Origin of the sequence: Streptomyces europaeiscabiei, assembly GCF_036346855.1 — a bacterium.
In the GTDB taxonomy this organism is placed as follows: domain Bacteria; phylum Actinomycetota; class Actinomycetes; order Streptomycetales; family Streptomycetaceae; genus Streptomyces; species Streptomyces europaeiscabiei.
The window spans coordinates 8,255,143-8,277,005 of the sequence record NZ_CP107841.1 but is presented as its reverse complement, the minus strand read 5'-3'; the positions used below and the strand labels follow the sequence as shown (position 1 = coordinate 8,277,005).

15 protein-coding genes are annotated in these 21,863 nt (G+C 70.8%); 6 read left to right on the top strand and 9 right to left on the bottom strand.

The features are described from left to right. Positions 1-138 precede the first annotated feature (138 nt). The 7 genes from OG858_RS35995 to OG858_RS35965 all read right to left on the bottom strand — a co-directional run bounded on the left by OG858_RS35995 (position 139) and on the right by OG858_RS35965 (position 9,818). Positions 139-1,320, bottom strand: a complete 1,182-nt coding sequence (locus OG858_RS35995) for an ABC transporter permease (RefSeq protein ID WP_086750086.1) — start codon at positions 1,318-1,320, stop codon at positions 139-141. Between the two features lie 143 nt (positions 1,321-1,463). After that, positions 1,464-2,162 (bottom strand): ABC transporter ATP-binding protein, encoded by a 699-nt coding sequence (locus OG858_RS35990; RefSeq protein WP_086750078.1) that lies wholly within the window; start codon positions 2,160-2,162, stop codon positions 1,464-1,466. Further along, complete coding sequence (locus OG858_RS35985; RefSeq protein WP_319064287.1) at positions 2,159-3,466, bottom strand: peptidoglycan-binding domain-containing protein; 1,308 nt, start codon at positions 3,464-3,466, stop codon at positions 2,159-2,161. The genes OG858_RS35990 and OG858_RS35985 overlap by 4 nt, the downstream gene beginning before the upstream one ends. 2 nt (positions 3,467-3,468) lie before the next feature. Further along, complete coding sequence (locus OG858_RS35980; protein WP_086750063.1) at positions 3,469-4,068, bottom strand: hypothetical protein; 600 nt, start codon at positions 4,066-4,068, stop codon at positions 3,469-3,471. A gap of 1,032 nt (positions 4,069-5,100) precedes the next feature. After that, positions 5,101-6,621 (bottom strand): cellulose-binding domain-containing protein, encoded by a 1,521-nt coding sequence (locus OG858_RS35975; RefSeq protein ID WP_328544057.1) that lies wholly within the window; start codon positions 6,619-6,621, stop codon positions 5,101-5,103. Positions 6,622-6,836: 215 nt separating this feature from the next. After that, positions 6,837-8,195 carry a radical SAM protein gene (locus tag OG858_RS35970; protein WP_319267844.1) on the bottom strand — a complete coding sequence of 453 codons (1,359 nt, stop codon included), beginning with the start codon at positions 8,193-8,195 and terminating at the stop codon, positions 6,837-6,839. Positions 8,196-8,810: 615 nt separating this feature from the next. Further along, positions 8,811-9,818, bottom strand: a complete 1,008-nt coding sequence (locus OG858_RS35965; protein WP_319267838.1) for a hydroxyacid dehydrogenase — start codon at positions 9,816-9,818, stop codon at positions 8,811-8,813. Positions 9,819-9,970: 152 nt separating this feature from the next. Between OG858_RS35965 and OG858_RS35960 the strand changes: the two genes are divergently transcribed. The 6 genes from OG858_RS35960 to OG858_RS35935 all read left to right on the top strand — a co-directional run bounded on the left by OG858_RS35960 (position 9,971) and on the right by OG858_RS35935 (position 19,021). After that, positions 9,971-11,218 (top strand): FAD-binding protein, encoded by a 1,248-nt coding sequence (locus OG858_RS35960; protein WP_086750067.1) that lies wholly within the window; start codon positions 9,971-9,973, stop codon positions 11,216-11,218. Between the two features lie 191 nt (positions 11,219-11,409). After that, complete coding sequence (locus OG858_RS35955; RefSeq protein ID WP_086750068.1) at positions 11,410-12,705, top strand: ROK family transcriptional regulator; 1,296 nt, start codon at positions 11,410-11,412, stop codon at positions 12,703-12,705. Positions 12,706-12,957: 252 nt separating this feature from the next. After that, positions 12,958-14,223 (top strand): ABC transporter substrate-binding protein, encoded by a 1,266-nt coding sequence (locus OG858_RS35950; protein WP_319064562.1) that lies wholly within the window; start codon positions 12,958-12,960, stop codon positions 14,221-14,223. 23 nt (positions 14,224-14,246) lie between these two features. After that, a complete protein-coding gene (locus OG858_RS35945) occupies positions 14,247-15,212 on the top strand; it encodes a carbohydrate ABC transporter permease (protein ID WP_319064561.1) in 966 nt (321 codons plus the stop codon). Next, positions 15,209-16,102 carry a carbohydrate ABC transporter permease gene (locus OG858_RS35940; RefSeq protein WP_319064560.1) on the top strand — a complete coding sequence of 298 codons (894 nt, stop codon included), beginning with the start codon at positions 15,209-15,211 and terminating at the stop codon, positions 16,100-16,102. The genes OG858_RS35945 and OG858_RS35940 overlap by 4 nt, the downstream gene beginning before the upstream one ends. A 21-nt stretch (positions 16,103-16,123) precedes the next feature. After that, entirely contained in the window at positions 16,124-19,021 is a 2,898-nt protein-coding gene (locus OG858_RS35935; RefSeq protein WP_328544058.1) for a glycoside hydrolase family 2 TIM barrel-domain containing protein, read from the top strand. A gap of 93 nt (positions 19,022-19,114) precedes the next feature. Here the strand turns inward: OG858_RS35935 and OG858_RS35930 are convergent, their stop codons facing one another. Together OG858_RS35930 and OG858_RS35925 are read right to left on the bottom strand one after the other, a co-directional pair. Continuing rightward, a complete protein-coding gene (locus OG858_RS35930) occupies positions 19,115-21,133 on the bottom strand; it encodes a calcium-binding protein (RefSeq protein ID WP_319064558.1) in 2,019 nt (672 codons plus the stop codon). A gap of 328 nt (positions 21,134-21,461) precedes the next feature. Continuing rightward, positions 21,462-21,704 carry a hypothetical protein gene (locus tag OG858_RS35925; RefSeq protein WP_408059448.1) on the bottom strand — a complete coding sequence of 81 codons (243 nt, stop codon included), beginning with the start codon at positions 21,702-21,704 and terminating at the stop codon, positions 21,462-21,464. Positions 21,705-21,863: the final 159 nt, after the last annotated feature.

The window sequence follows — 21,863 nt, the reverse complement described above, 5'->3', positions numbered from 1 at the left end:
TCAGGGGCGGTCCCGGTCGAGACCGCCCCGGGTTCGTACGGGAGGTCACCGTACGGAAGGCCACTGCACGGAAGGCCACCGCGCGGAAGGCCACTGCACGGAAGGTCACCGTACGGAAGGCCACCGGTTTCGGTCGGCTCATGTACCGGACAGCGCCTCCGTCGGGGCCAGCCTGCTGGCTCGGACCGCCGGATACAGGCCGGCGATCATGCCGATGACGAGCGTCGAACCGATGCCCGCCGCGCTCGCCCACGGCGGGACGACCGTCGGCCAGTCGCGGCTGAGGGCGTATCCGGCCGTGATCAGCGTCCCGAGCGCCGTTCCGCCGAGCCCGCCGATCAGCGACAGCAGCAGGGACTCCGTGACGAACTGTGTGCGGATCTGCCCCCGCGTCGCTCCCAGGGCGCGGCGCAGGCCGATCTCGGAGCGGCGTTCCAGGACGGAGATGACCATGGTGTTGCCGACACCGACCCCTCCGACCAGGAGTGCCACGCCGCCGAGGCCGAGCAGCAGGCCGGTCAGAGCCGACTCGGCGGCCTCGCGGGCCGCGAGAGCGTCCGAGGGGCGGGAGACCTGCACCTCGTCGGGCTTCTCGGGGTACGCCGTGGCCGCCAGCACCGCCCGTACGGACGTGACCTGACTGTCCTCTGCACGGACGTACACCGTCGAGGGACGGCCGTCGAAACGGAGGTACCTCTCCGCAGCCGACCAGCCGACCAGGGCGGCACTGTCGATCTCCGGTGCGAGCGGTACCGGATCGAGGACGCCGACCAACGAGAACCAGCGCTCGCCGAGCCAGACCCGGGTGCCGGGGGTGTACACGTCGAGCCGCCGGGCGGCGGTCGAGCCGAGCACCACCGCCGGGTACTCCTCCGTCGCGGAGTCCAGCCAGCGACCCTCGCGGACCTGTCCGCCGACGGCCGGCAGCAGCTCGGCGCCTGCCGCCAGGACGTGCAGGGAGCCGGTGCGGCCGATGGCGATGCGTTCGTTGCGGTAGATGTCGGCACCGGTCTCGCCGGTGGCGGCGGCCTGTCGCACCGGCGGAACACGGCGGATCATCGCCACGGACTCCGCGGGAAGCTCGGCCTCGTCACCGGCGAGTGTCCGGCCAGGGGCCACCCGCAGCAGATTCGTGCCGAGGGCGTCGAGCCGACGGTCGACCTCCGCCCGCCCGGAGCCGGAGATACCGACCACCGCGATCATCGCGGCGACACCGATGGCGATGCCGAGCGCGGAGAGGAAGACCCTCAGCGGACGGGTCCGCAGGCCGGTGCCGCCGAGCCGTACGACGTCCACGGGACCGAGTCGCGCGGCGCGCAGCCGCGCCGGCTCCGGGACCTGAGCGGTGGTGTCGGAGGACGGGGGCGCCGGGGCGCGGAACTCCGGGGTCTCCGAATCTGGGGCCCCGGCCGCCGTGGGACGGGAGTCCGGGTCCTGCCCGGAGGAGTTCGTCGTGCGGTCCGTCACCGAGGTGCCCCGATCATCGTGCTCCGTGCCGTGTCGGCGACCAGACGGCCGTCGTGCATCTCGATGCGGCGCGGCAACCCGGCCGCGATGTCGCGGTCGTGGGTGATGACGACGACGGTCGTACCGGCGGCGTTCAACTCCCGCAGCAGGGTGAGGACGGTCGTGCCCGATGCCGAGTCGAGGTTTCCGGTCGGCTCGTCGGCCAGCAGCACCGAGGGTCCGCCGACCACCGCCCGGGCGACCGCGACCCGCTGGCGCTCGCCTCCGGACAGCTGGTGCGGCAGGTGGTGCACGCGGTGGCTGAGCCCGACCCGTGCCAGCGCGGCCGCCGCCCTGGCACGGCGGCGGCGTATCGGCACGCCGGCGTAGAGGAGGCCGTCCGCGACCGAGTCCAGAACGGAAACGCCGACCGAGAGGTGGAACTGCTGGAAGACGAAGCCGATCCGGGTGGCCCGCAGTGCGGAGACCTCCCGGTCCGACAGGCTCGCCACGTCGTGGCCGTCGACCAGGACCCGGCCGGCGGAGGGGTGGTCGAGGCTGCCCATGAGGTTGAGCATGCTCGACTTCCCGGAGCCCGACGGGCCGACGATCGCGACCAGTTCACCCCGTCCGATGCGCAGACTCACATCCCGTACCGCCGCCACGCCTCCGGGGTAGGTCTTGGAGACCGCGTCGAACTCCACGACCGCCGTCACTCCGGGATCCTCACCTTCATGCCCTCGCGGACCGTGGGACCGCTGACCTCCACGTCGCCGTCGGCGAAGAGACCGGTCCGCACGGCGACGAACCGGCCGTCCTCGGTCTCCAGGCCGTGCCCGCCCTCGGCGAGGGCGACCAGCGCGGCGACCGGGACGGCCAGCACGTCCTTGGCCTCGTTGCCCACGTACTCGACCGTCACCGGGCCGCTCTCCAACCGCCCTATGGTCTTCTGGTCCTCGATCGTGATGGTCACGGGAATCGTGGCGGCGGGCTGTCCCGAGCCGCCCTCGCCGCCACCGTCGGGCGTGGTCGCCTGCTTGCCCACCGAGGCCACCTTGCCCTTCACGGATGTGCCGTCGGGCAGTTCGACCGTGACGGCGGACCCGCGTACGGCCCAGGAGGCGTCCGCGGCGGAGGCGTTGACGATCACCTTCCGGGCGGTACCGGTGTACGTGAGGGTGTTCTCGCCGGCCGCCGAGCCGAGCCGGGCGACGGCGGAGCCGATCCGTACCTTCCCGGCGGAGTGGATGACGTCGCCCACCCCGACCACGCCGGTCTCGGCCAGTCCGAGCGACTTCTGCCAACGCTCGACCGCCGCGGCGGTGCCGGTGGTGAATCGCTCGTCCACCGTGAAGCCGGTGTAGCCCAGGGCGGCCAGGTTGGTCTCGAACTGCATGACATCCATGCCCCACAGTTCGCCCGGCGTCCGGGAGGCGCCGGTGTCTCCTCCGGTTCCGGTGCCCTCCGGCGCCGGGGAACCGGAAGGGGCCGGGGAACCGAAAGGGGCCGGGGTTTTGCCGTCCCCGGTGCTCGGCTGCCGCCCGCCCGGGTCCTGGTCGACCGCCGGGTCCCGCTCGTCGTCCTGGGTGGTCAGCCCGAGGCTCCGGTACATCGGCAGCGGTCCATACATGAGGATCACCGGCCGGTCGTCGACCCGGAGCAACTCGTCGCCGCGCTCCACCGTCGCGCCCTGCTCGGGCAGCCAGGTCACGGTCCCGGTCGCCTTGATTGGCAGCGGCAGTTCCGTTCCGTAGCCCAACTGGCCTTCCACCGTGGTGCGTTCGGTCAGTGTCTCCCGCGTCACCGATACGACGGAGCCGGTCCGGGGCGGGACACTCGGCCCCTTGTCCTCGTTGCCGCCGAGCCCGAGCGCGCCGACCACGGCGACCGCCGCCACGACGACGGCCGAGGCGATCAGCGCCGTACGCCGCCCGCGTCGGCCGAGGAGCGGCTCGCGAGGCGGAGGCGGCGCGGGAGCCGTCCCGCCCGCGTCGTCGATCCGCGTCACTGTCTCCGTCATCGTCAGCCCTTGGCCGGGGGCTGGTTCGTCGGGTTGCCGGAGATCGGTGCGCAGATACGTGTCGCGCGCTGCGCACCGGCCGAGCTCTGGTCCCACTCGGGGATGCCCGAGTTGTTGTTCCTCTGGTATCCGTCGGGGCCGGGGTCGGGGTAGTCGGGGGCACCGTTCTTCTGCATGCAGGCGGCGTAGTCTCGTGCGGCCTTGATCTGCGCGGCAGTGAGTTCGGGCCGGTTGGCATCCTCGATGCTCTCGGGAACGGTGGCCTTCTTGTCGGCGCACTTCTTCGACGCGTCGAGGAATCTCGGATCCTTCTTCAAGGCACGTGTTCCGTCGCCGCCGCCGAAGTCGACCTCACCCTTCTCGTCCGGGTCCGGCACGTCGACGCCGTTGTCCCGCAGACACCGCACCCAGTCCCGCTGCGCCTTCACGTACGCGGCCACCTCGTCCCCGCCGCCCTGTTCGCCCGTCGCCGTGGCCGAGGTGGACGAGTCCCCACCGCCGGCCGTCGGGACCCTCGAGCCGGCGTCGTCGCCGCCGCAGCCGGTCAGTGTGAAGGCCACGACCGAGGCCACCGCGGCCAGTAATACCCGACTCTTCCCCATCGGTTCTCCTGCTCTCCTGTCGGACCGTGCGCGAATGCGACGGGCAGGCCGACCGTAGGACGGAGACGATGAAGAACCTTTGAAGAACCTGTCCGCCGATCATGCGGCTGATGGCCGTCGCGAAAGTCCGACGCCTGACCCGCCTGACCCGCCTGGCCTGCCTGGCCCGCCCGGACCTCCTGACCCGCCTGGACCTGCCTGGACCCGCCTGACCCACCCGGACCCGCCCGGACCGCCTGACCCGCCTGACCCGCCTGACCCGCCTGGACCGCCTGACCCGCCCGGACCTGCCTGACCCGCCCGGACCGCCTGACCCACCTGGTCGTAGCCGCGTCGCGCGGAGGCCGAGATCCGTGGGGGTGGTCTGGTCACTGGTGGGCAGAGCGCTCGTTCGCCTGCGCGTTCATGGGCGGTTGGCCCGGGTGCGAAGCCATGACACCGGGCCGCGAGGGGTCAGCACGACGCATCGCCGTCGACAGCACGGTCCACCGCTGTCGTGACGACGCAGGCCGACCTTCCGGGGCCGGTCGGCGAGCAGGCCCTCGGCGCCGTCCGGGGCGAGCGCGTCCGCACCGGAGTCGTCCCGGTCGTCTGACCCCAGCCCTTGGACCACTCGGCCCGGGTGAGGGCGTGGCCGCCGTCGTACGTCGTGAGCAGGAACCGCTCCACCTCCCGGAAGCCTCGAACTCCCCGGCGGCCAGTGGCTCGTGGCCAGGGGGCCAGGGGGCCAGGGGGCCAGGGGGCCAGGGGGCCAGGGGCCAGGGGGCCAGGGGCCAGGGGGCGAGAAAACGAACCAGTGCCTACTACCCGTGGATGGGGGTCAGCCCGGTGACCGTCGAGGTGGACTCGACGGATGCCCGGACGCGGGCAGAGCCCATCGCGGTGACAGCCATCGGCCGGCACCTCCGGTCCCACTCGTCGTCCGGTGACGGCGGCCTCAACGGCCGCCGCGCTCGGTGATCTCACCGTGGCGAGGGCTCATGGGCCCGCGCCGACCGAATCGATCGCTTCCCGTCCACGCCCCACCGGTGCTCAGTCCCCCCGCTCGCAGGGGCTCCCGTTGAGCGTGAAGTCCACGGGTTCGGGGTTGTCGTAGCCCTGCCAGATGCCGAGGAAGCCGACGCCGAAGGTGCCGCCCGCCGCGACGGTCTTGTTGTAGTCGGCGGCGGTGACGGCGACCTGGGAGCCGTTCTGGTCGAAGGCGCCGTCCCACATCTGGGTTACGCGCTGGTCGGCCGCGTAGGTCCAGCCGACCTGCCAGCCGTCGACGGCCTTGGCCGAGGTGACGGTGAGGGTGGCCTGGAAGCCGCCGGGCCATTCGTTGACGATCTGGTAGCGGACGTGGCAGGTGGCGTCGGGCGACTTGCCGGGGTCGACCGGCTTGTGGGAGACACGGGCCGGCGTCGAGGAGTCGCCCTGGGGCTCCTCGTTGCCGTTGCCGCCGCCCTCGCCCTTGTCGTCCTCGTCGCCGGAGCCGGTGGCCTGGGGCCGGGTGGTGCTCTGCAGTTCGGACCCGCCGCCGGACGGGGGCAGGGTCACCGGGAACCGCGGGTCCCGCTGCACCACCGACGACTCGCCGGCGGAGGTGCCGTCGGCGACCGTCTCGTCCTCGCCGAAGGGCATGAGGGAGACGGCGAGCGCCAGCACGGAGACGAGGCCTGCTCCGGCGAGCAGCCCGTTGCGGCCGAACCGGGGCCTTGCTTCCCTGCCCGGCGAGAGCCCCCGGTCGGCGCCGGAAGCGTCGGCGCACCCGGGGAGCAGCCCGGCGTCGGCCGCGCGGCGGCGACGCTCCAGATAGGCGAGTCCGCTCCAGCCGATCACGCCGCTGGCGAGCGCCGCGGGCAGGCCGCCGCCGTGCAGGCCGAGGCAGGCCGCGGCCTCGGCGCACTCCACGCAGGTGGCAAGGTGCCGCGACAGGTCGTCGGGGGTGTCGGTGCCGGGTGAACGCGTGACCGCGTCCAGCAGCCGGGCGTAGCTGCGGCAGTCGACGTGCATGGGCGTGTCGATCTGGCTGCGATGGCACCGGTCCCTGAACAGCGCCCGCACCTGGTCGAGTTCGCTCCTGGCGACCGCCGGATCCAGGCCGAGTCGGCGGGCCACCGAGCCCAGCGGCAGCGACTCGACCTCGGCCAGCCACAGCAGGGCCGCGTCGGGTTCCTGCATGTCCCGCAGGGCACGCAGGGCGAGGGGGCGGTGCAGCGGCGGGCCGGTGTAGCGCGCGGCCTTGTCCGAGTTGAGCCAGAGGCGCAGGTCGGGGTCGAGCCGGTGGCCCTGGCCGCCCGTCTCCCACGCCGCGGCGCTGGTCCTGACCCAGGTCAGGAGGAACGGTATTCGAGGCAGCCGCATGGCACGCCGTCCGGCGCCGCGGTCGCCCCCCGCCTCGGTCTCCAGGGCGTGCGCCTCGTGCATGCCGTTCGTGAACGCCTCGGTGGCCAGTTCGGTCGCCGCGGTCGAACCGGACGTGCACAGGTCGGCGTACGAAAGGACCGCGTCCCAGCACTCCGAAAACAACGCGGCCTCGGCGGCGTCCTGGGGCTTCGGCAGGTCAGGCATGGGTCTCCTGCATCCACAGAGCGAGGGGGGAAGTTCGCAAAAGTGGTCAACTGCCCTTTGTTTCAGGGGAGTTGGGGGGACCACCTTGCGAACGCCCCAGAGCTTTTCACGGTTCCCACACAACTGACAAGCCGCGTCTCGCAACGCGGCTACCAGTGGTCACGCTTGTGGAGTTGTACGTACGCCGACCCCGATCGACTCAACCGCCACAGGAGTTACTGAGCGGAAACCTCTTCGGCACTCTCCGTGCCGGTCTCCGAGGCGGTCTCCTCGACGGCCGGGAGGCTGTCCATGAAGGAGCTGACGGAGAAGACGGCGTTGCCGGGTCCGGGCGGACCGTACCCGGGCGGCGACGACAGCCCGAACTCGTCCATCGTGGCGCGGTAGGCCTGCAGCAGCCGGATGTGGTATTCCAGCGGCGCGCCCTGCGGGTTGGCCTTGCCGAGCGGGGTCGTGGGCTCCGGGCACCAGGTCGTGAAACGGGGCGTGATGCCGTGCGACATGAAGAAACGCAGGCCCTCGGTGGTCGACGCGATGGCCTCGTCGACCGTGGTGAACCCGAACGGCTCGGCCATCTCCACGCCCGCCACGAAGTTGGGGATCACATTGCGCGCGCCGAAGACACCCGCCGAGTCCAGGATGCGCTTGTGCCACTCGTCGCGGCCGACGTAACGCTCCTTACCGGGGCAGTACATCTTGAACAGGTACTCGTCCCACACCTCGTAGTTGGGGTGGTAGATCTTCACGCCGTAGTCGTGGAAGCGCTTGACGTCGTCAAGGGGCAGCGCCTGGGCGACGACCTTGCCGATCCAGCGGTCCGGGAAGCGCTCCTCGATGGCCTTGGCGTAGTGGCCGTAGAAGTCGGCCTCGTCACGGCCCGAGACCGTCTTGGTGATGGCGCCGCCGGTGAGCGTGTACGCGGTGGACGTCTTCGCCGTGTCGTACCGGTCGATGATCTCCAGCGCTTCGAGGACCTCGTCGACGTCCTTCACACCCGTGTACGGCCGGCCCGCCGCCTTGTGCTGGCGCCAGTTGTGGTTGATGTCGCAGTACTGGCACTCCTCCTTCGCGCCGAAGTACTGGCAGACGCGGAAGACGGTGAGGTAGATCAGGTAACCCCACTGGATGGTCGGGGCCACCTCCATCACGGACTTCCCGTTGGAGAGGGTGTGCCGGTAGTACTCCGGCATGGGCGGGACGCCGACGTCCGCGATGCGTCGGCCGTCGAGGTAGAGGCCGAGCAGGCCTTCCTCGTCGGACGCCACCCGGTAGGGCGAGGACGGGTTGACCCGTACGGAGACGACCGTGCGCCGCAGGTCGTACGGGCCGCCGGTGAGGATGATCTCCTCCGGCGGGCGGCGCAGGGCGGCCTCGCCCAGCTCGGGCAGGGTGCCGTGGTCGAAGGAGAAGATGAAGTACGACTTCGGCTTGACGTCGCCCTTCTCGTTGTCGCTCAGCGCGGAGGCGTCGAAGGCCACACCACCCCTGAGCAGGTCCTCCTTGAAGACGGCTTCCCGTGGCACGTGCGGGAACCTCTCCATCAGGTCCTCCACCAGTGCGGTGCGGCTGCCCATCCCGTTCTCCTCGCTCCCGACGTCACGTAAGAGGTCGTCCGTCGTCGTTGTTCGCCTCCTCACGGTATGCCTCCGCCCGCGCGGAGGTGGGAGCGGGGCCCTCGGCGGGGCGCTCGACGGCCCTCACCGCCCGTCGTGCGGGTCGTGGGGACGGAGCAGCGGGCAGGCCACGGTGTGGAGGAGCGAGCAGGCGGGGCGTTGAGGAGCGAGGCTGTTCATGTGCGTCGCGGTGCCGCCACCGAGGGCCCGCCGGGAGTCAGTGGCCCGGCTCGGCTCAGCCCGGCTCAGCCCGGCTCGGCTCGGCCGGCCCGGCTCGGCTCGGCCGGCCCGGCTCGGCCGGCCCGGCGACGAAGGCCGCGTGGCGGTTCTTCGTCGATGCGCTTCATGGCACTGCTCCGTCGATGGCGCTTCATGGCACTGCTTCGTCGACGCGCCGCGTGACGCAGCCGACTGTGGGCATGCCCCGCCTACACCTGACCCCCACCCCCTCATCCCACCCCGCTGGGCGGCAGACAGGCGAGGCGGTGTCCGGCACTCCACAACGTCGCCTGTCCCAGCATGTCCGCGGACGCCGAGGCGCATCCGGGTCGTCCGCGTCCGCCCTCGGCTCGGTGATCACGCCATGCGTTCCAGCGCCGCCCGGTCGAGCGCGTGCGCCAGCTCGCGTCCGGCGACGAGCCGTTCGGCCTCCTGGGTGACCGCGAGGCCGAGGCGGGCGACCTCGTTGCCCTGGGAGCCGGCGAGGTGGGGGGTGACGAAGGCGTTCGGCAGGTCGAGGAGCGGGGAGTCGGCGGGCAGCGGCTCGGGGTCGGTGACGTCGAGGATCGCGGAGAGCCGCCCGGCGCGCAGCTCGTCGATGAGCGCGTCGTGGTCGACGAGAGCGCCGCGCGCGGTGTTCACGAGGACCGCCCCGTCGGGCATCAGGGCGAGTGCGCGGCGGTCGATGAGCCGGTGGGTCTCGGGGGTGTCCGGGGCGTGCACGGTGACGATGTCGCAGGTGCGCAGCAGGTCGTCGAGCGGCAGCAGGGGTACGCCGAGGGCGGCGGCCCCGGCCTCGTCGACGTAGGGGTCGGTGAGGCTCACCCGCAGGTCGAAGGGGCGCAGCAGTTCGATGACCCGGCGGCCGATGCGGGAGGCGCCGATGACGCCGACGCGGCGGCCGTGGTTGCCGATGCCGGGGACGAACCCCCAGCCCGGCGAGACCCGCTCGGTCCGCAGGCGTTCGCGGCGGCCGAGGATGTCCTTGCCGGCGAGCAGGACCATGGCGAGCGTGTACTCGGCGACGGGCAGGGCATTGGCGGCGGCCGCCGTGGAGACGGCGATCCCGCGCTCCCAGACGGCGGGGGCCACGAACCCCTTCACCGAGCCCGCCGAGTGCAGCACCGCCCGCAGCTTGGGCGCCGCGTCCAGGACCGCCTCGTCGATGCGGGGGCAGCCCCAGCCGGTGACCAGCACCTCGGCCTCGGCCAACACCTCCCGGACCTGGGGGTCGGTGAAGTTCCCGGCGACCAGGGCGGGATCGATCTCCACGGTCTCGCGCAGCCGGGACAGCACCTCCGGCGGGAAGACCTGCGGAACGTTCTCGGCCGTCATGGCGAACAGAGCGAGCGGACGCGCGGGCAAGGAAGGACCTTCCGGCTGGGGGAGGCAGGCGACAGCAACCGTTCTCTACGGTAGGCAGGCGCTCGCGACAGGGTCAATGAACGAGAACCGGGACGAGGCGGCGAGGATGGCCTGCGACAGCTACGGCTCGCGGATCGCGGAGGACACCGAGCATGACGACGGAGACCCTGACCAACTGGGCCGGGAACATCACGTACACCGCGAAGGAGCTGCACCGGCCGCGCTCCGTGGACGCGCTGCGGACCCTGGTCGCGGGCAGCGAGAGAGTGCGGGTGCTGGGCAGCGGGCACTCGTTCAACGAGATCGCGGAGCCCGGCCCCGAGGGCGTCCTGCTCTCCCTGACCGGGCTGCCGCCGGCGATCGAGGTGGACACGGCGGCCCGTACGGTACGGGTCGCGGGCGGTGTCCGGTACGCGGAGCTGGCCCGCACGGTGCACGCCCACGGTCTCGCCCTGCACAACATGGCCTCCCTCCCGCACATCTCCGTGGCGGGCTCGGTGGCCACCGGCACCCATGGTTCGGGCGACGGGAACGGTCCACTCGCGGCGGCCGTCCGCGAGGTCGAGCTGGTCACGGCGGACGGGACGACGCTGACGCTGACGCGCGGCGACGACCGCTTCGGTGCGGCGGTCACCTCGCTCGGCGCCCTCGGTGTGGTCACCGCGCTCACCCTCGACCTGGAGCCGGCCTTCGAGGTGAGCCAGCATGTCTACGGTGAACTCCCCCTGGCCGGGCTGGACTTCGCGGCCGTGTCGGCGTCGGCGTACAGCGTGAGTCTCTTCACCCGCTGGCAGCACTCCGGCTTCGACCAGGTGTGGGTCAAGCGGCGCCCGGACCGGTCCGACGCGGACTTTCCGTGGGCCGAGCCCGCGACCGAGGCGATGCATCCGGTGCCGGGGATGCCGGCGGTGAACTGCACCGAACAGTTCGGGGTGGCCGGTCCCTGGCACGAGCGGCTGCCGCACTTCCGGGCCGAGTTCACACCGAGCAGCGGGGACGAGCTGCAGTCGGAGTATCTGCTGCCGCGCTCGTTCGCGGTGGACGCCCTGAACGCGCTCGACGGCATCCGGCACACCGTGGCACCGGTGCTGCAGGTCTGCGAGGTCCGGACGATGGCCGCCGACGAGCAGTGGATCGGCCCCGCCCACGGCCGGGACACGGTCGCGCTGCACTTCACGTGGATCGCGGACGCGGCGCCCGTACTGCCGGTGGTGCGGCGGGTGGAGGAGGTGCTCGCGCCGTTCGAGGCACGGCCGCACTGGGGCAAGGTGTTCACCGTGCCGGCGGCCGAACTGGGGCGACTGTACCCCCGGCTGGGTGATTTCCGCAGGGTCGCCGACGGGCTGGACCCGGCGGGCAAGTTCCGCAACACCTTCGTACGGGACGCGCTCGGCGCATGAGGCCGGTCGGCCCGCACGGCCCCCACCTGTCGACTCGCCCCACGGTCGGTCTCCGGCCACGGGGCGCGGGGTCACCGGGAGACTTCGTAAACCCCCTTTCCTAACCCCTTGTCGAAAGTCCCTCCGCGCCATAGCCTGGCGCGGCGCCGGGGCAACAGGCCTCGTCATGGCCTGGAGGGATCGAGGGGATCATGTCGTCGGTGAAGCGCACCTCACGCGACATCCGCACCGCGAACCGCTACGAGGTGCTGCGGCAGATCATCGCCAAGTCTCCCACCTCCCGGCAGGAGCTGGCGGCGGCCACCGGGCTGAGCCTGGCCACGGTCGCCACGCTCGTCGGAGAGCTGCTCGACCTCCGCATGATCACCGAGGTCGGGTTCGAGGACTCGGCCGGGGGCCGCCCCCGCGGACTGGTCGCCGTCAACGCGTCGGGGGGCGCGTTGATCGGCGTCGACATCGCGGAGACGTACGTCCATGTCGAGCTGTTCGACCTGGCGCTGAACGTCCTGGCCCGTGCAGAGGAGGATGTCCGCGCCGGCGAGAGTCTGCCCGAGCAGATGGTGGGGCATGTCGCCGCCGCCGTCGGCTCGGTGGTCGCGCAGGCCGGTATCGAGGGCGCCCGGGTGCTGGGCGTCGGGGTGAGCGTGCCGGGGCAGGTGGACCGCGCCACCGGCATCTCGGAGTACGCGCCCAACTGGGACTGGCACGACGTGCCGCTGCTCGACCTGCTGACCGAGCACATCGCCTATCCCCTGTACCTGGACAACCCGCTGCGCGCGGTCGCGGTGGCCGAGCTGTGGTTCGGGGCCGCGCGGGGGCGCGGGGACGCCGTGATCGTCAACCTCGGGACCGGTGTGGGAGCCGGGCTCGTCCTGGGCGGCGGGCTGCACCGGGGGGTGAGCAACAGCGCCGGGGAGTGGGGCCACACCACGATCGTGCTGGACGGCCGGCTGTGCCACTGCGGCAACCACGGGTGCGTGGAGACGTATGTGGGCGCTCCCGGGATCATGCTGAACCTCCGGGAGCTGAGTCCGCGCAGCACGTTGCTCCATCCCGAGGACCAGACCGCCACCATCGCGGCGCTCGCGCAAGGGGTGGCCCGGCGGGACCCGGTGGCGGTCAAGGTGGTGCGTGACACCGCACGCTACCTGGGTGCGGGCATCGCCGACCTGGTCAATCTGTTCAATCCCGAGGTGGTCGTGCTCAGCAGCTGGGTCGCGGCCGCCCTGGGCGAGCCCCTGGTCACGGAGGTGCGCGAGGCCGTCGCCCGGCACGCGCTGCCGCGTCCGATGGCAGCCACCGAGGTCGTGCTCTCCCTGATCCCCACGGACCCGGCGTGCCTGGGCGCGGCGACGTTCGCGCTCGAAGGCGCGCTCCAGTCGGTCGGGCAGAAGCCGGGCAAACGCACCGCCCCCACAAGGGACAAGCCCGTCGTACGACACCGAGGACGCCCCGAAGGGCGCGAACGGCTACACCAGCACCCCTGAGCCGAGGGCCGCCGGACCCTGACCCGGCGGCCCTCACCTCCCTCGTCAAGCCCTTTGCACCGCACGGACGTTCGGAACACCGAACCGAATACAACGCTTCGAACAGACTTCGTCCAACCCCTTGCCGAAGCCTTAGCCGAAGGTTAACGTCCCGCACCGCAAGCCTCTTTGAGCCACTGAGTCAACTGGCGCTGAGCCGCAGAGCCACTTCAGGCACAGAGCCGCAGCCGTACTCGAGACAAGGACGTCAGCATGTCGGCAATGAGCAACAGCAACTTCGACCGCCGCTCCGTACTGCGGGCCGCCATGGGTCTGGCCGCCGCCGGCGGTCTGGCCGCATGCGGCAGCAACACCGGGCGCAGCAACGGCGGGGGGTCCGGCGCCGGTCTCACGCAGTACTTCCACGCGTACGGCGAGGCGGGCACCGAGCAGGCCATCAAGAAGTACGCGAAGGCCTACAAGGGCGGAAACGTCACCACGCAGTGGATCACCGGCTCCAACTTCGAGAGCAAGCTCTTCGCCTCGCTGCTCACGGACAAGGCCCCCGACTGCTTCGAGTTCCACCCGCAGCTGCAGATGATCGAGAGCGGTCAGGTCGCGGACCTGAGCGACCTGATCAACCCCGTCAAGGACGACTTCAACCCGGCCGACATCGCCTCGCACACGGTCGACGGGAAGATATACGGCATCCGGATGATCGACGACCCGCAGTTCTTCTTCTACCGCAAGTCGCTGTTCGAGAAGGCCGGTGTCGAGGTCCCGCAGACGCTGGAAGAGCTGGCCGAAGCCGCCGCCAAGCTGACCACCAGCAAGGTCAAGGGCGCCTACCTCGGCAACACCCTGCACTCGATGGTCAACCCGCTGATCTGGTCGGCCGGCACGCAGCACCTCGACGAGAAGAACCAGATCGCCTACCACACGGACGCGGTCGTCGACGGCTTCAAGCAGCTGCGCAAGCTGTTCACCAGCGGTGACCTGCTGCTCGACGCCCCGACCGACTTCTGGGACCCGTCGGCGCTCAACCAGGGCCTGACCGCCATGCAGTGGTGTGGCATGTGGGCGATGCCGCAGATGCAGGAGGCACTCGGCGACGACCTCGGCATCTTCCCGTTCCCGAAGGTCGGCGACGCGGGCAAGCTCTCCGTCTACAACGGCGGTTGGTCGATGTTCGTCAACGCCAAGAGCAAGAACCTCGAAGCCACCAAGGAGTACGTGAAGTGGCTGTGGATCGACCAGAAGGAGTACCAGGAGGACTGGGCGCTCTCCTACGGCTTCCACATCCCGCCGCGCACCTCCATCGCGCAGTCGGCCGAGAAGCTGAAGTCGGGTCTGCCCGCTGAGGGCGTCAAGCTCTTCACCGACTATGGCCACTTCGACAACATCGGCTGGACCCAGGCGAGCATCACCGCCCTGGAGGACGTCCTCGCCAACTCCGTCCGCAAGGGTGGCGACCCGGACAAGGAACTCACCAAGGCCGACGCGAAGGTCAACAAGGAGCTGAAGAAGCTCTTCGGATAGACCGGCGGACAGGTACTCACGACATGTCGACCATCACCAAGGACGGCGTCTCCAGCCCCGCCCCGGCGAAGGCCTCCCCGGCCAAGCCGCGGCGGGGGCTGCGGGGCTCCCCCACCTTCAACTTCTGGCTCTTCACCGGGCCGTTCCTGATCGGCCTGGCGGTCTTCGTCTATCTGCCGATCCTGTGGAGCCTGTATCTGTCGTTCTTCGAGGCCCGCTTCACCGTCACTCCGAGCACGTTCATCGGCTTGGACAACTATGTGACGATGCTGACCGACGAGGACTTCATGGGGTCCCTCGTCACCTTCACGATCTTCGCTGTCTTCATCGTGCCGACTACCTGGGCCGCCTCTCTGGGGCTGGCGCTGATGGTGAACCGGCTGCGGTTCATGCGGGCGTTCTTCCGCTCGGTGTTCTTCCTGCCAACGGCGGTCAGCTATGTCGCCGCCTCGCTGGTCTGGAAGATGTCCATCTTCAGTGGTGTCCGCTTCGGCATGGTGAACACCTTCCTGGGCCTCTTCGGCATCGAGAACACCTCCTGGCTGGCCACCCCCGACCCACCGTGGTATTGGCTGGTCATCCTGAGCGTCCGGCTGTGGCTCCAGGCCGGCTTCTACATGATCCTCTTCATCGCGGCCCTGCAGAACATCCCGCAGGAGCTGTACGAGGCCGCCTCGATCGACGGCGCGAAGCCCGGCTGGCAGACCTTCTGGCACATCACCCTGCCTCAACTGCGGGCGACCTCCACCGCCGTGATCCTGCTGCTGCTCGTGGCGGCGTACCAGGCCTTCGACGAGTTCTTCAACCTGTTGTCGAAAACCACCTGGGGCAGGCCGCCCCTGGTCGAGCTGTACTACAAGGCGCTCGGAGAGAGCCAGGACTACGGCGCGGGCAGCGCGGGCGCGCTGATCCTCACCGTACTGATCTGCCTCGTGACCCTGCTCCAGGGCAGGTTCATGGGATTCGGAAGGGGTGAGGAGTCCAAGTGACCACCACCACGACACCTCCGGCGAACCGGGTGGACACGTCGGCCAAGCCGCGTCGCGTCCGGACCGGCAGTGTGATCGGCTCGACCGGTCTCTACATCGCCACCGGCTTCGCCGCGCTCCTCTTCCTCATCCCGTTCTATCTGATCGTCCGCAACGCGCTGATGACGGACCCGGAGATCACGGGCGAGGAATGGCAGTGGTTCCCCACCGACATCCAGTGGGGCAACATCAGCGAGCCGTTCGACGACCCGTCGGTCGACTTCGCGCGCTCGCTGTGGAACTCCGCGGTCGTCGGCGTCCTGCACACCGTGGGCACGCTCCTGGTCTGCTCGCTGGCCGGCTACGGCCTGGCCCGCATCCCGTTCAAGCACGCCAACAAGGTCTTCTACGCCGTCCTCGGCACCCTGATGGTCCCGACCGCCGTGACCTTCGTGCCCAGCTTCGTGCTGGTGTCGTCCCTCGGCTGGATCGACACCTACCGGGGTCTCATCATTCCGGGCCTGTTCAGTGGTTTCACCTGCTTCCTGTTCCGGCAGTACTTCCTGGGGTTCCCCAAGGAGCTGGAGGAGGCGGCGCGGGTGGACGGGCTCGGTTACATGGGCGCGTACTGGCGGGTCGTCGTACCCAACTCGCTGAACTTCTTCGCCGCGATGGCAACGATCACGTTCATCAGCGGGTGGAACTCCTTCCTGTGGCCCCTGGTCATCGGCCAGGACCCGAGCGCGTGGACCGTCCAGGTCGCGCTCTCGAACTACATGACCGGCCAGACCGTGAACTTCCACCTGATCTTCATGGCCACGGCCATATCCATCCTGCCCCTGGTGTTCGTCTTCCTCTTCCTCCAGCGCTGGCTGGTGCAGGGCATCGCGCAGACTGGGATCAAGGGCTAGGAAAAATCAGCAAGGAGACCGATGTCTTTCCGCACCACCGCCACCACCTCCTCCACCGGCGCATCCGTCGACTACGTCGAGGACGTCTCGCCGGGCAGCGGGGCCCTGCCGCCCCGCGCCTGGTACGCGTCCTCCGACGCACGGTCGCTGTCGCTCAACGGGAGCTGGCGCTTCCGTCTCTCCCCCACCGCCGACGCCGAGGACGACTCGTTCGCGGCGCAGGGGTACGACGCCGGGGGCTGGGCGGAGGTGGCGGTGCCGGGCCACTGGGTGCTGCAGGGGGACGGGGCCTTCGGGGCGCCGATCTACACCAACCACCTGTACCCCTTCCCGGTGGACCCGCCGCGGGTGCCGACGGAGAACCCGACCGGCGACCACCTGCGGTTCTTCGACCTGCCGCAGGAGTGGCCCGCTCTCGACGAGGGCGGGGCGGTGCTGCGCTTCGACGGTGTGGAGTCCTGTGCCCGGGTGTGGCTGAACGGCACGGACATCGGTGAGTTCAAGGGGTCCCGGCTGCCGCACGAGTTCGCGGTCGGGCACCTGCTGAAGCCGACGGGGAACGTCCTCGCCGTCCGGGTCCACCAGTGGTCGGCGGGCTCCTATCTGGAGGACCAGGACCAGTGGTGGCTGCCCGGGATCTTCCGGGACGTCACCCTGCTGCACCGCCCGGCGGGCAGCGCCCTCGACTTCTTCGTGCACGCCTCCTACGACCACGTCGGCGGCATCGGGACCCTGCGTGTCGACTCCGACGTCGACGGCCGGGTCCTCGTGCCCGCCCTCGACATCGATGTCGCGACCGGCGAGGCGGTGACGGTCCCGGTGGAGCCGTGGACCGCCGAGACTCCTCGGCTGTACGACGGTGAGCTGGTCACCGAGGGCGAGCGGGTCCCGCTGCGGATCGGTTTCCGCACGGTCGTGCTGGAGGACGGCCTGCTCAAGGTCAACGGTACGGCGATCCTCTTCAAGGGCGTCAACCGCCACGAGTGGCATCCCCGCAAGGGCCGCGCCCTCGACCTGGAGACCATGCGCGAGGACGTGCTGCTGATGAAGCGGCACAACCTCAACGCCGTGCGCACCTCGCACTACCCGCCGCACCCGGCCTTCCTCGACCTGTGCGACGAGTACGGCCTCTGGGTGATCGACGAGTGCGACCTGGAGACCCACGGCTTCACCGAGCAGAACTGGCGGGACAACCCCGTCGACGACGACCGCTGGACCCCGGCCCTCCTGGACCGCGCGGCCCGGATGGTCGAGCGCGACAAGAACCACCCCTCGGTGGTCATCTGGTCCCTCGGCAACGAAGCCGGCACCGGCCGCGGCCTCACCGCCATGGCCGAGTGGATCCACGACCGCGACACCTCGCGCCTCGTGCACTACGAGGGCGACTGGGACTGCCGGGACACCGACATCTACTCCCGGATGTACGCCGACCACGCCGAGGTCGAACGCATCGGGCAGGGCCTGGACGGCGGCACCCACAAGCGCCGCGGGCTGCCCTTCATCCAGTGCGAGTACGGGCACGCCATGGGCAACGGCCCCGGCGGCATCGCCGACTACCAGCGCGTCTTCGAGGCCCACGAGCGCATCCAGGGCGGCTTCATCTGGGAGTGGATCGACCACGGCGTCAAGCACCCGGAGCTGGGCTACGCCTACGGCGGCGACTTCGGCGAGGAGCTGCACGACGGCAACTTCGTCTGCGACGGCCTGATCTTCCCGGACCGGACGCCGTCCCCCGGCCTGATCGAGTTCAAGAAGGTCATCGAGCCGGTCCGTATCGAGGGCGACGGCCCGGCCGGGACGGTCCGGGTGCGCAACGCGTTCGACTTCGCCGACCTGTCCTCGCTGGCCTTCGAGTGGGCGTACGAGATCGACGGGAAGACGGTGGAGGCGGGCACCCTGTCGGTGCCGTCACTGAAGCCCGGTGAGTCGGCAGAGGTGAAGCTGCCGCAGCCGCCGACCGGCGGACCGGCCGGCGAGGCGCTGTGGACCGTACGGGCGCTGCTGGCCGAGGACACGGCCTGGGGCAGGAAGGACCACCAGGTCGCGTGGGCTCAACTCCCGGTCGTGGAGCGGCCCTTGCCGAAGGTGGCGCCGACCGACGGTCCCTCGGCGAGCGAGAAGCTGATCTATCTCGGCCCGGCCTCCTTCGACGTCCGCACGGGCGCGCTGAAGACCATCGGCGGCCTCGATGTGACCGGGCTCCGCCTGGACGTGTGGCGGGCGACCACCGACAACGACGAGGGCGCGTGGAACGGCGGCACCTGTTACAGCAAGCTGTGGCGGGAACTCGGTCTGCACTGCATGCAACACCGCCTGGACGGGGTTGAGTTGGGCGCCGACGCACTGACCGTACGGACGCGGGTGGCGCCGGCCGCCCGGGAGCTCGGTCTGCGCACGACCTACCGCTGGACAGCCGACGACACCCGGCTGAAGCTGACCGTGTCGGTGGTGCCGGAGGGCGACTGGACCGTGCCGCTGCCGAGGCTCGGCATCCGCTTCGGGCTGTCGTCCGCCAACTATGTGAAGTGGTACGGCGGCGGTCCCGGCGAGGGCTACCCCGACACCAAGTCGGCGTCCATGGTGAGCCGTCACCACTCCACGGTCGACGAGCTCCAGACCCCGTACGTCCGCCCGCAGGAGAACGGCGCCCGTCCCGATGTCCGCTGGGCGGAGCTGGGCGGCCTGCGTATCGACGGCGACCCGCAGTTCTGGTTCACGGCCCGCCGCTGGACCACCGAACAGCTGGACGCCGCCGCGCATCTGACGGACCTTCGGGCCGGTGACACGGTGTGGGTGAACCTCGACCACGACCTGATGGGCATCGGCTCCCAGTCCTGCGGACCGGGGCCGCTGCCGCAGTACCACCTGCAGGCCGGGCCGACGGAGTTCTCGTTCGTGTTCTCGACGACGAAGCCGTAGGGCCGTCGACGGAAAAGCGGCCGGTCGGCGATCGAGCCGACCGGCCGCTTTTCCGTGTTCACCACGACGGACGGGGGTTGCCGGGCCGCCGGGCTACGGGCAGCTGATGCGGGTGTCTCCGGGGTCCGTGGTGCAGGTGTCGGTGCCCAGGCCGCCGTTGGCGGTGTCGTTGGCGGGGATGTTGTCGACGGTGTCGAGGCGGTCGTTGCCCGCGTTGCCGATCAGGTTGTCGTTGCCGGGGCCGCCGTTGAGGGTGTCGTTGCCTCCGGCGCCGTCGACGCGGTCGTTGCCGAAGTTTCCGTACGCCGTGTCCGTGCCCAGGCCGGCGTTGATCGTGTCGGCGCCGCCGAGGCCGCAGATGACGTCGTTTCCGCTGGTGCCGGTCATGGTGTCGTCGCCGCTGGTGCCGATGCGGGTACAGCCTCGGGAGTTGGCGACCGCGGTGGTGGCCGTGACGGTGTTGTCGGCGGGGTCCGGGTCGGTCTGGGTGGCGCTCACGGTGGCCCGGTCGGTGAGGGTCCCCGTGGCCCTGGGTTCGACGACGACCGTCACCGTGGTGCTCGCGCCACCGGCGAGGGTGCCGAGGGCGCAGGTCGCGCCGGTGGCGGAGGTGGTGCAGGTGCCCTGGCCCGGGGTGGCCGAGACGACGGTGGCGGCGGGGCCGGTGACGGTGTCGGTGAGGCTGACGCCGGTGGCCGAGGTCGTGGCGGTGGTGTTGGTGACCGTCACGGTGTAGGTGGCGCGGTCGCCGATGGCGACCGTGGCGGTGCCGGACTTGGTGACCGAGAGGTCGACACCGGTGGGCGCCGGGGCGCCCTCGCCACCGAGGTAGCGGGCCAGACCGCGCAGGCCGTCGCCGTTGCTGCCGAAGGCGACGGTCCGGCCGTCGGGTTGGAGGGCGAGGCCGTACGCGCTGTCGCCGCCGCCGAAGTCGGTGGTGGTGCGGCCGTTCGTGCCGAAGCCGGTGTCGAGGGTGCCGTTCACGTGGAAGCGGGCCAGCGCGAAGTCACCGCCCGCGGTGCCGCCGGCCACGATCCGGTCGTCGGGCTGGACCACGAGGTCGTTCACGGCTGAGCCGGTGCCGAAGTCGGTGGTCGCGACGCCGCCGGTGCCGAAGCCGCTGTCGAGGCTCCCGTCGAGGTTGTAGCGCACGAGCGTGAAGCGGCCCCCGGTCCATCCGGAGGCGACGATCTTCCCGCTCGACTGCACGACCACCGCCTCGCCCCAGTTGTATCCGCCCAGGTCCGTGGTGACCTTGCCGTCGCCGCCGAAGGTGGTGTCGAGGCTTCCGTCGGGGTTGTAGCGGGCCAGGGCGAAGTCGAAGGAGGTCTGGCCCACGTCGCCGATCATGACGATCTTGCCGTCGGGCTGGAGCGCCAGGTCGCGCGCGGTAGCGCCGACGTCGGGCGCGTCGGAGAGGGCGGTGGTGACCACGCCGTCACCGCCGCCGAAGGAGGTGTCCGGGCTCCCGTCGGGCAGGTACCGGACGAGCCCGAAATGGCCGCCGGCCCTGGCACCGGCGACGATCCGCCCGTCGGGCCGCACCGCCACTCCGGCCGCGTCCTCGGCCCCGCCGGCCAGACCGGGGCTGACCCAGCCGTCACCGCCCCCGAAGGAGGTGTCGACGCTGCCGTCGGTGTTGTAGCGGGCCACCGTGAACCAGCAGCAGCCCGCGAACTCGTCGTCGGTCTCCTGGTGGCGGCCGACCACGACGATCTTCCCGTCGGGCTGCACGGCCACGCCCTGGGCCACGTCGTCGCCGCCCTCGAAGTCGGTCAGCACCTCGCCGTCGGCACCGCCGCCCGTACCGCCGAAGGAGGTGTCGACGCTGCCGTCCGGGTTGTGCCGCAGCACGGCGAACTCGGCGTCGAGGTTGACCGGGTCCTGTTCGAAACCGACCGAGACGACCTTGCCGTCGGCCTGGACCGCCACGTCCTGGCCGTCGGCGAAGGAGGGGGTCGCGATGCTGACTTTTCCGCCGGTGCCGAACGTGGTGTCCAGGTCACCGGGGGCGGCGAAGGCGCCGTGGGGCACGGCGACGACGAACGTCAGCGCCGTGGCCAGGACGGACACGGCGCGCAGGGGTCCCCGTAGGGAAGCAATGATGGACATGCCGTCAGCGTCCGGACCCTGCCGTGGCACCAGGGGACGGCTGGCCAGCGGATCGGCTCACTGGTCACAGACTTCCACCCTGCCGGGTGAACGATCCGCTCGCTACGCGACCTGCCTCGCCACGCCCGCACGACGAGCGCCGGCCGCCCAAGGGGAGTACGTCGCCCCGAAAGAGAAGAGAGCCGCGGACGCGCGATCCGCCCCTGCGGCGCTGTCGGAGCCCGTCCTCGCGGTCAGGACTCGTCCGGGGACGTGCGGAACGGAGGCGCGGGCCGGTGGGGGCTTGTCGCGCGGTTACCCGCGCCCCTGGCGGGGTGCGGGCGCGGCTTCAGTGGTCCGTGCAGCACGGTGTCGGTTCCGGTGCCTCGAAGGGGAGGGAGCGGCGCGACCGCTGCTCGGGGGGCAGCGCCTCGTCGGGCACGGAGGTGTCGAAGGCGGCGGGAAGCGCGGCCGCCACGTCCCCGTGCTCGTCCCCGTGGTCGTGTCCGTGCTCGTCCCCGTGCTCGTCCCCGTGCTCGTGTCCGTGCGCGTGCCCGTGGTGGTGATGACCGTGCGCGTGCCCGTGCCCCATGAAGCGCCTCCCGGATGCCGCTGCCTTCCGCGGCTGCTTCGCGACGCGACCACGCCGCCTGGGGAGGATCGAGGCGGCACATGAACGTCGAACGATCAAGGGATGGCCACCGGGTGCCGTGGATGCGGCGGATCACCTCGTCCCTCACTGTTTCCCCAA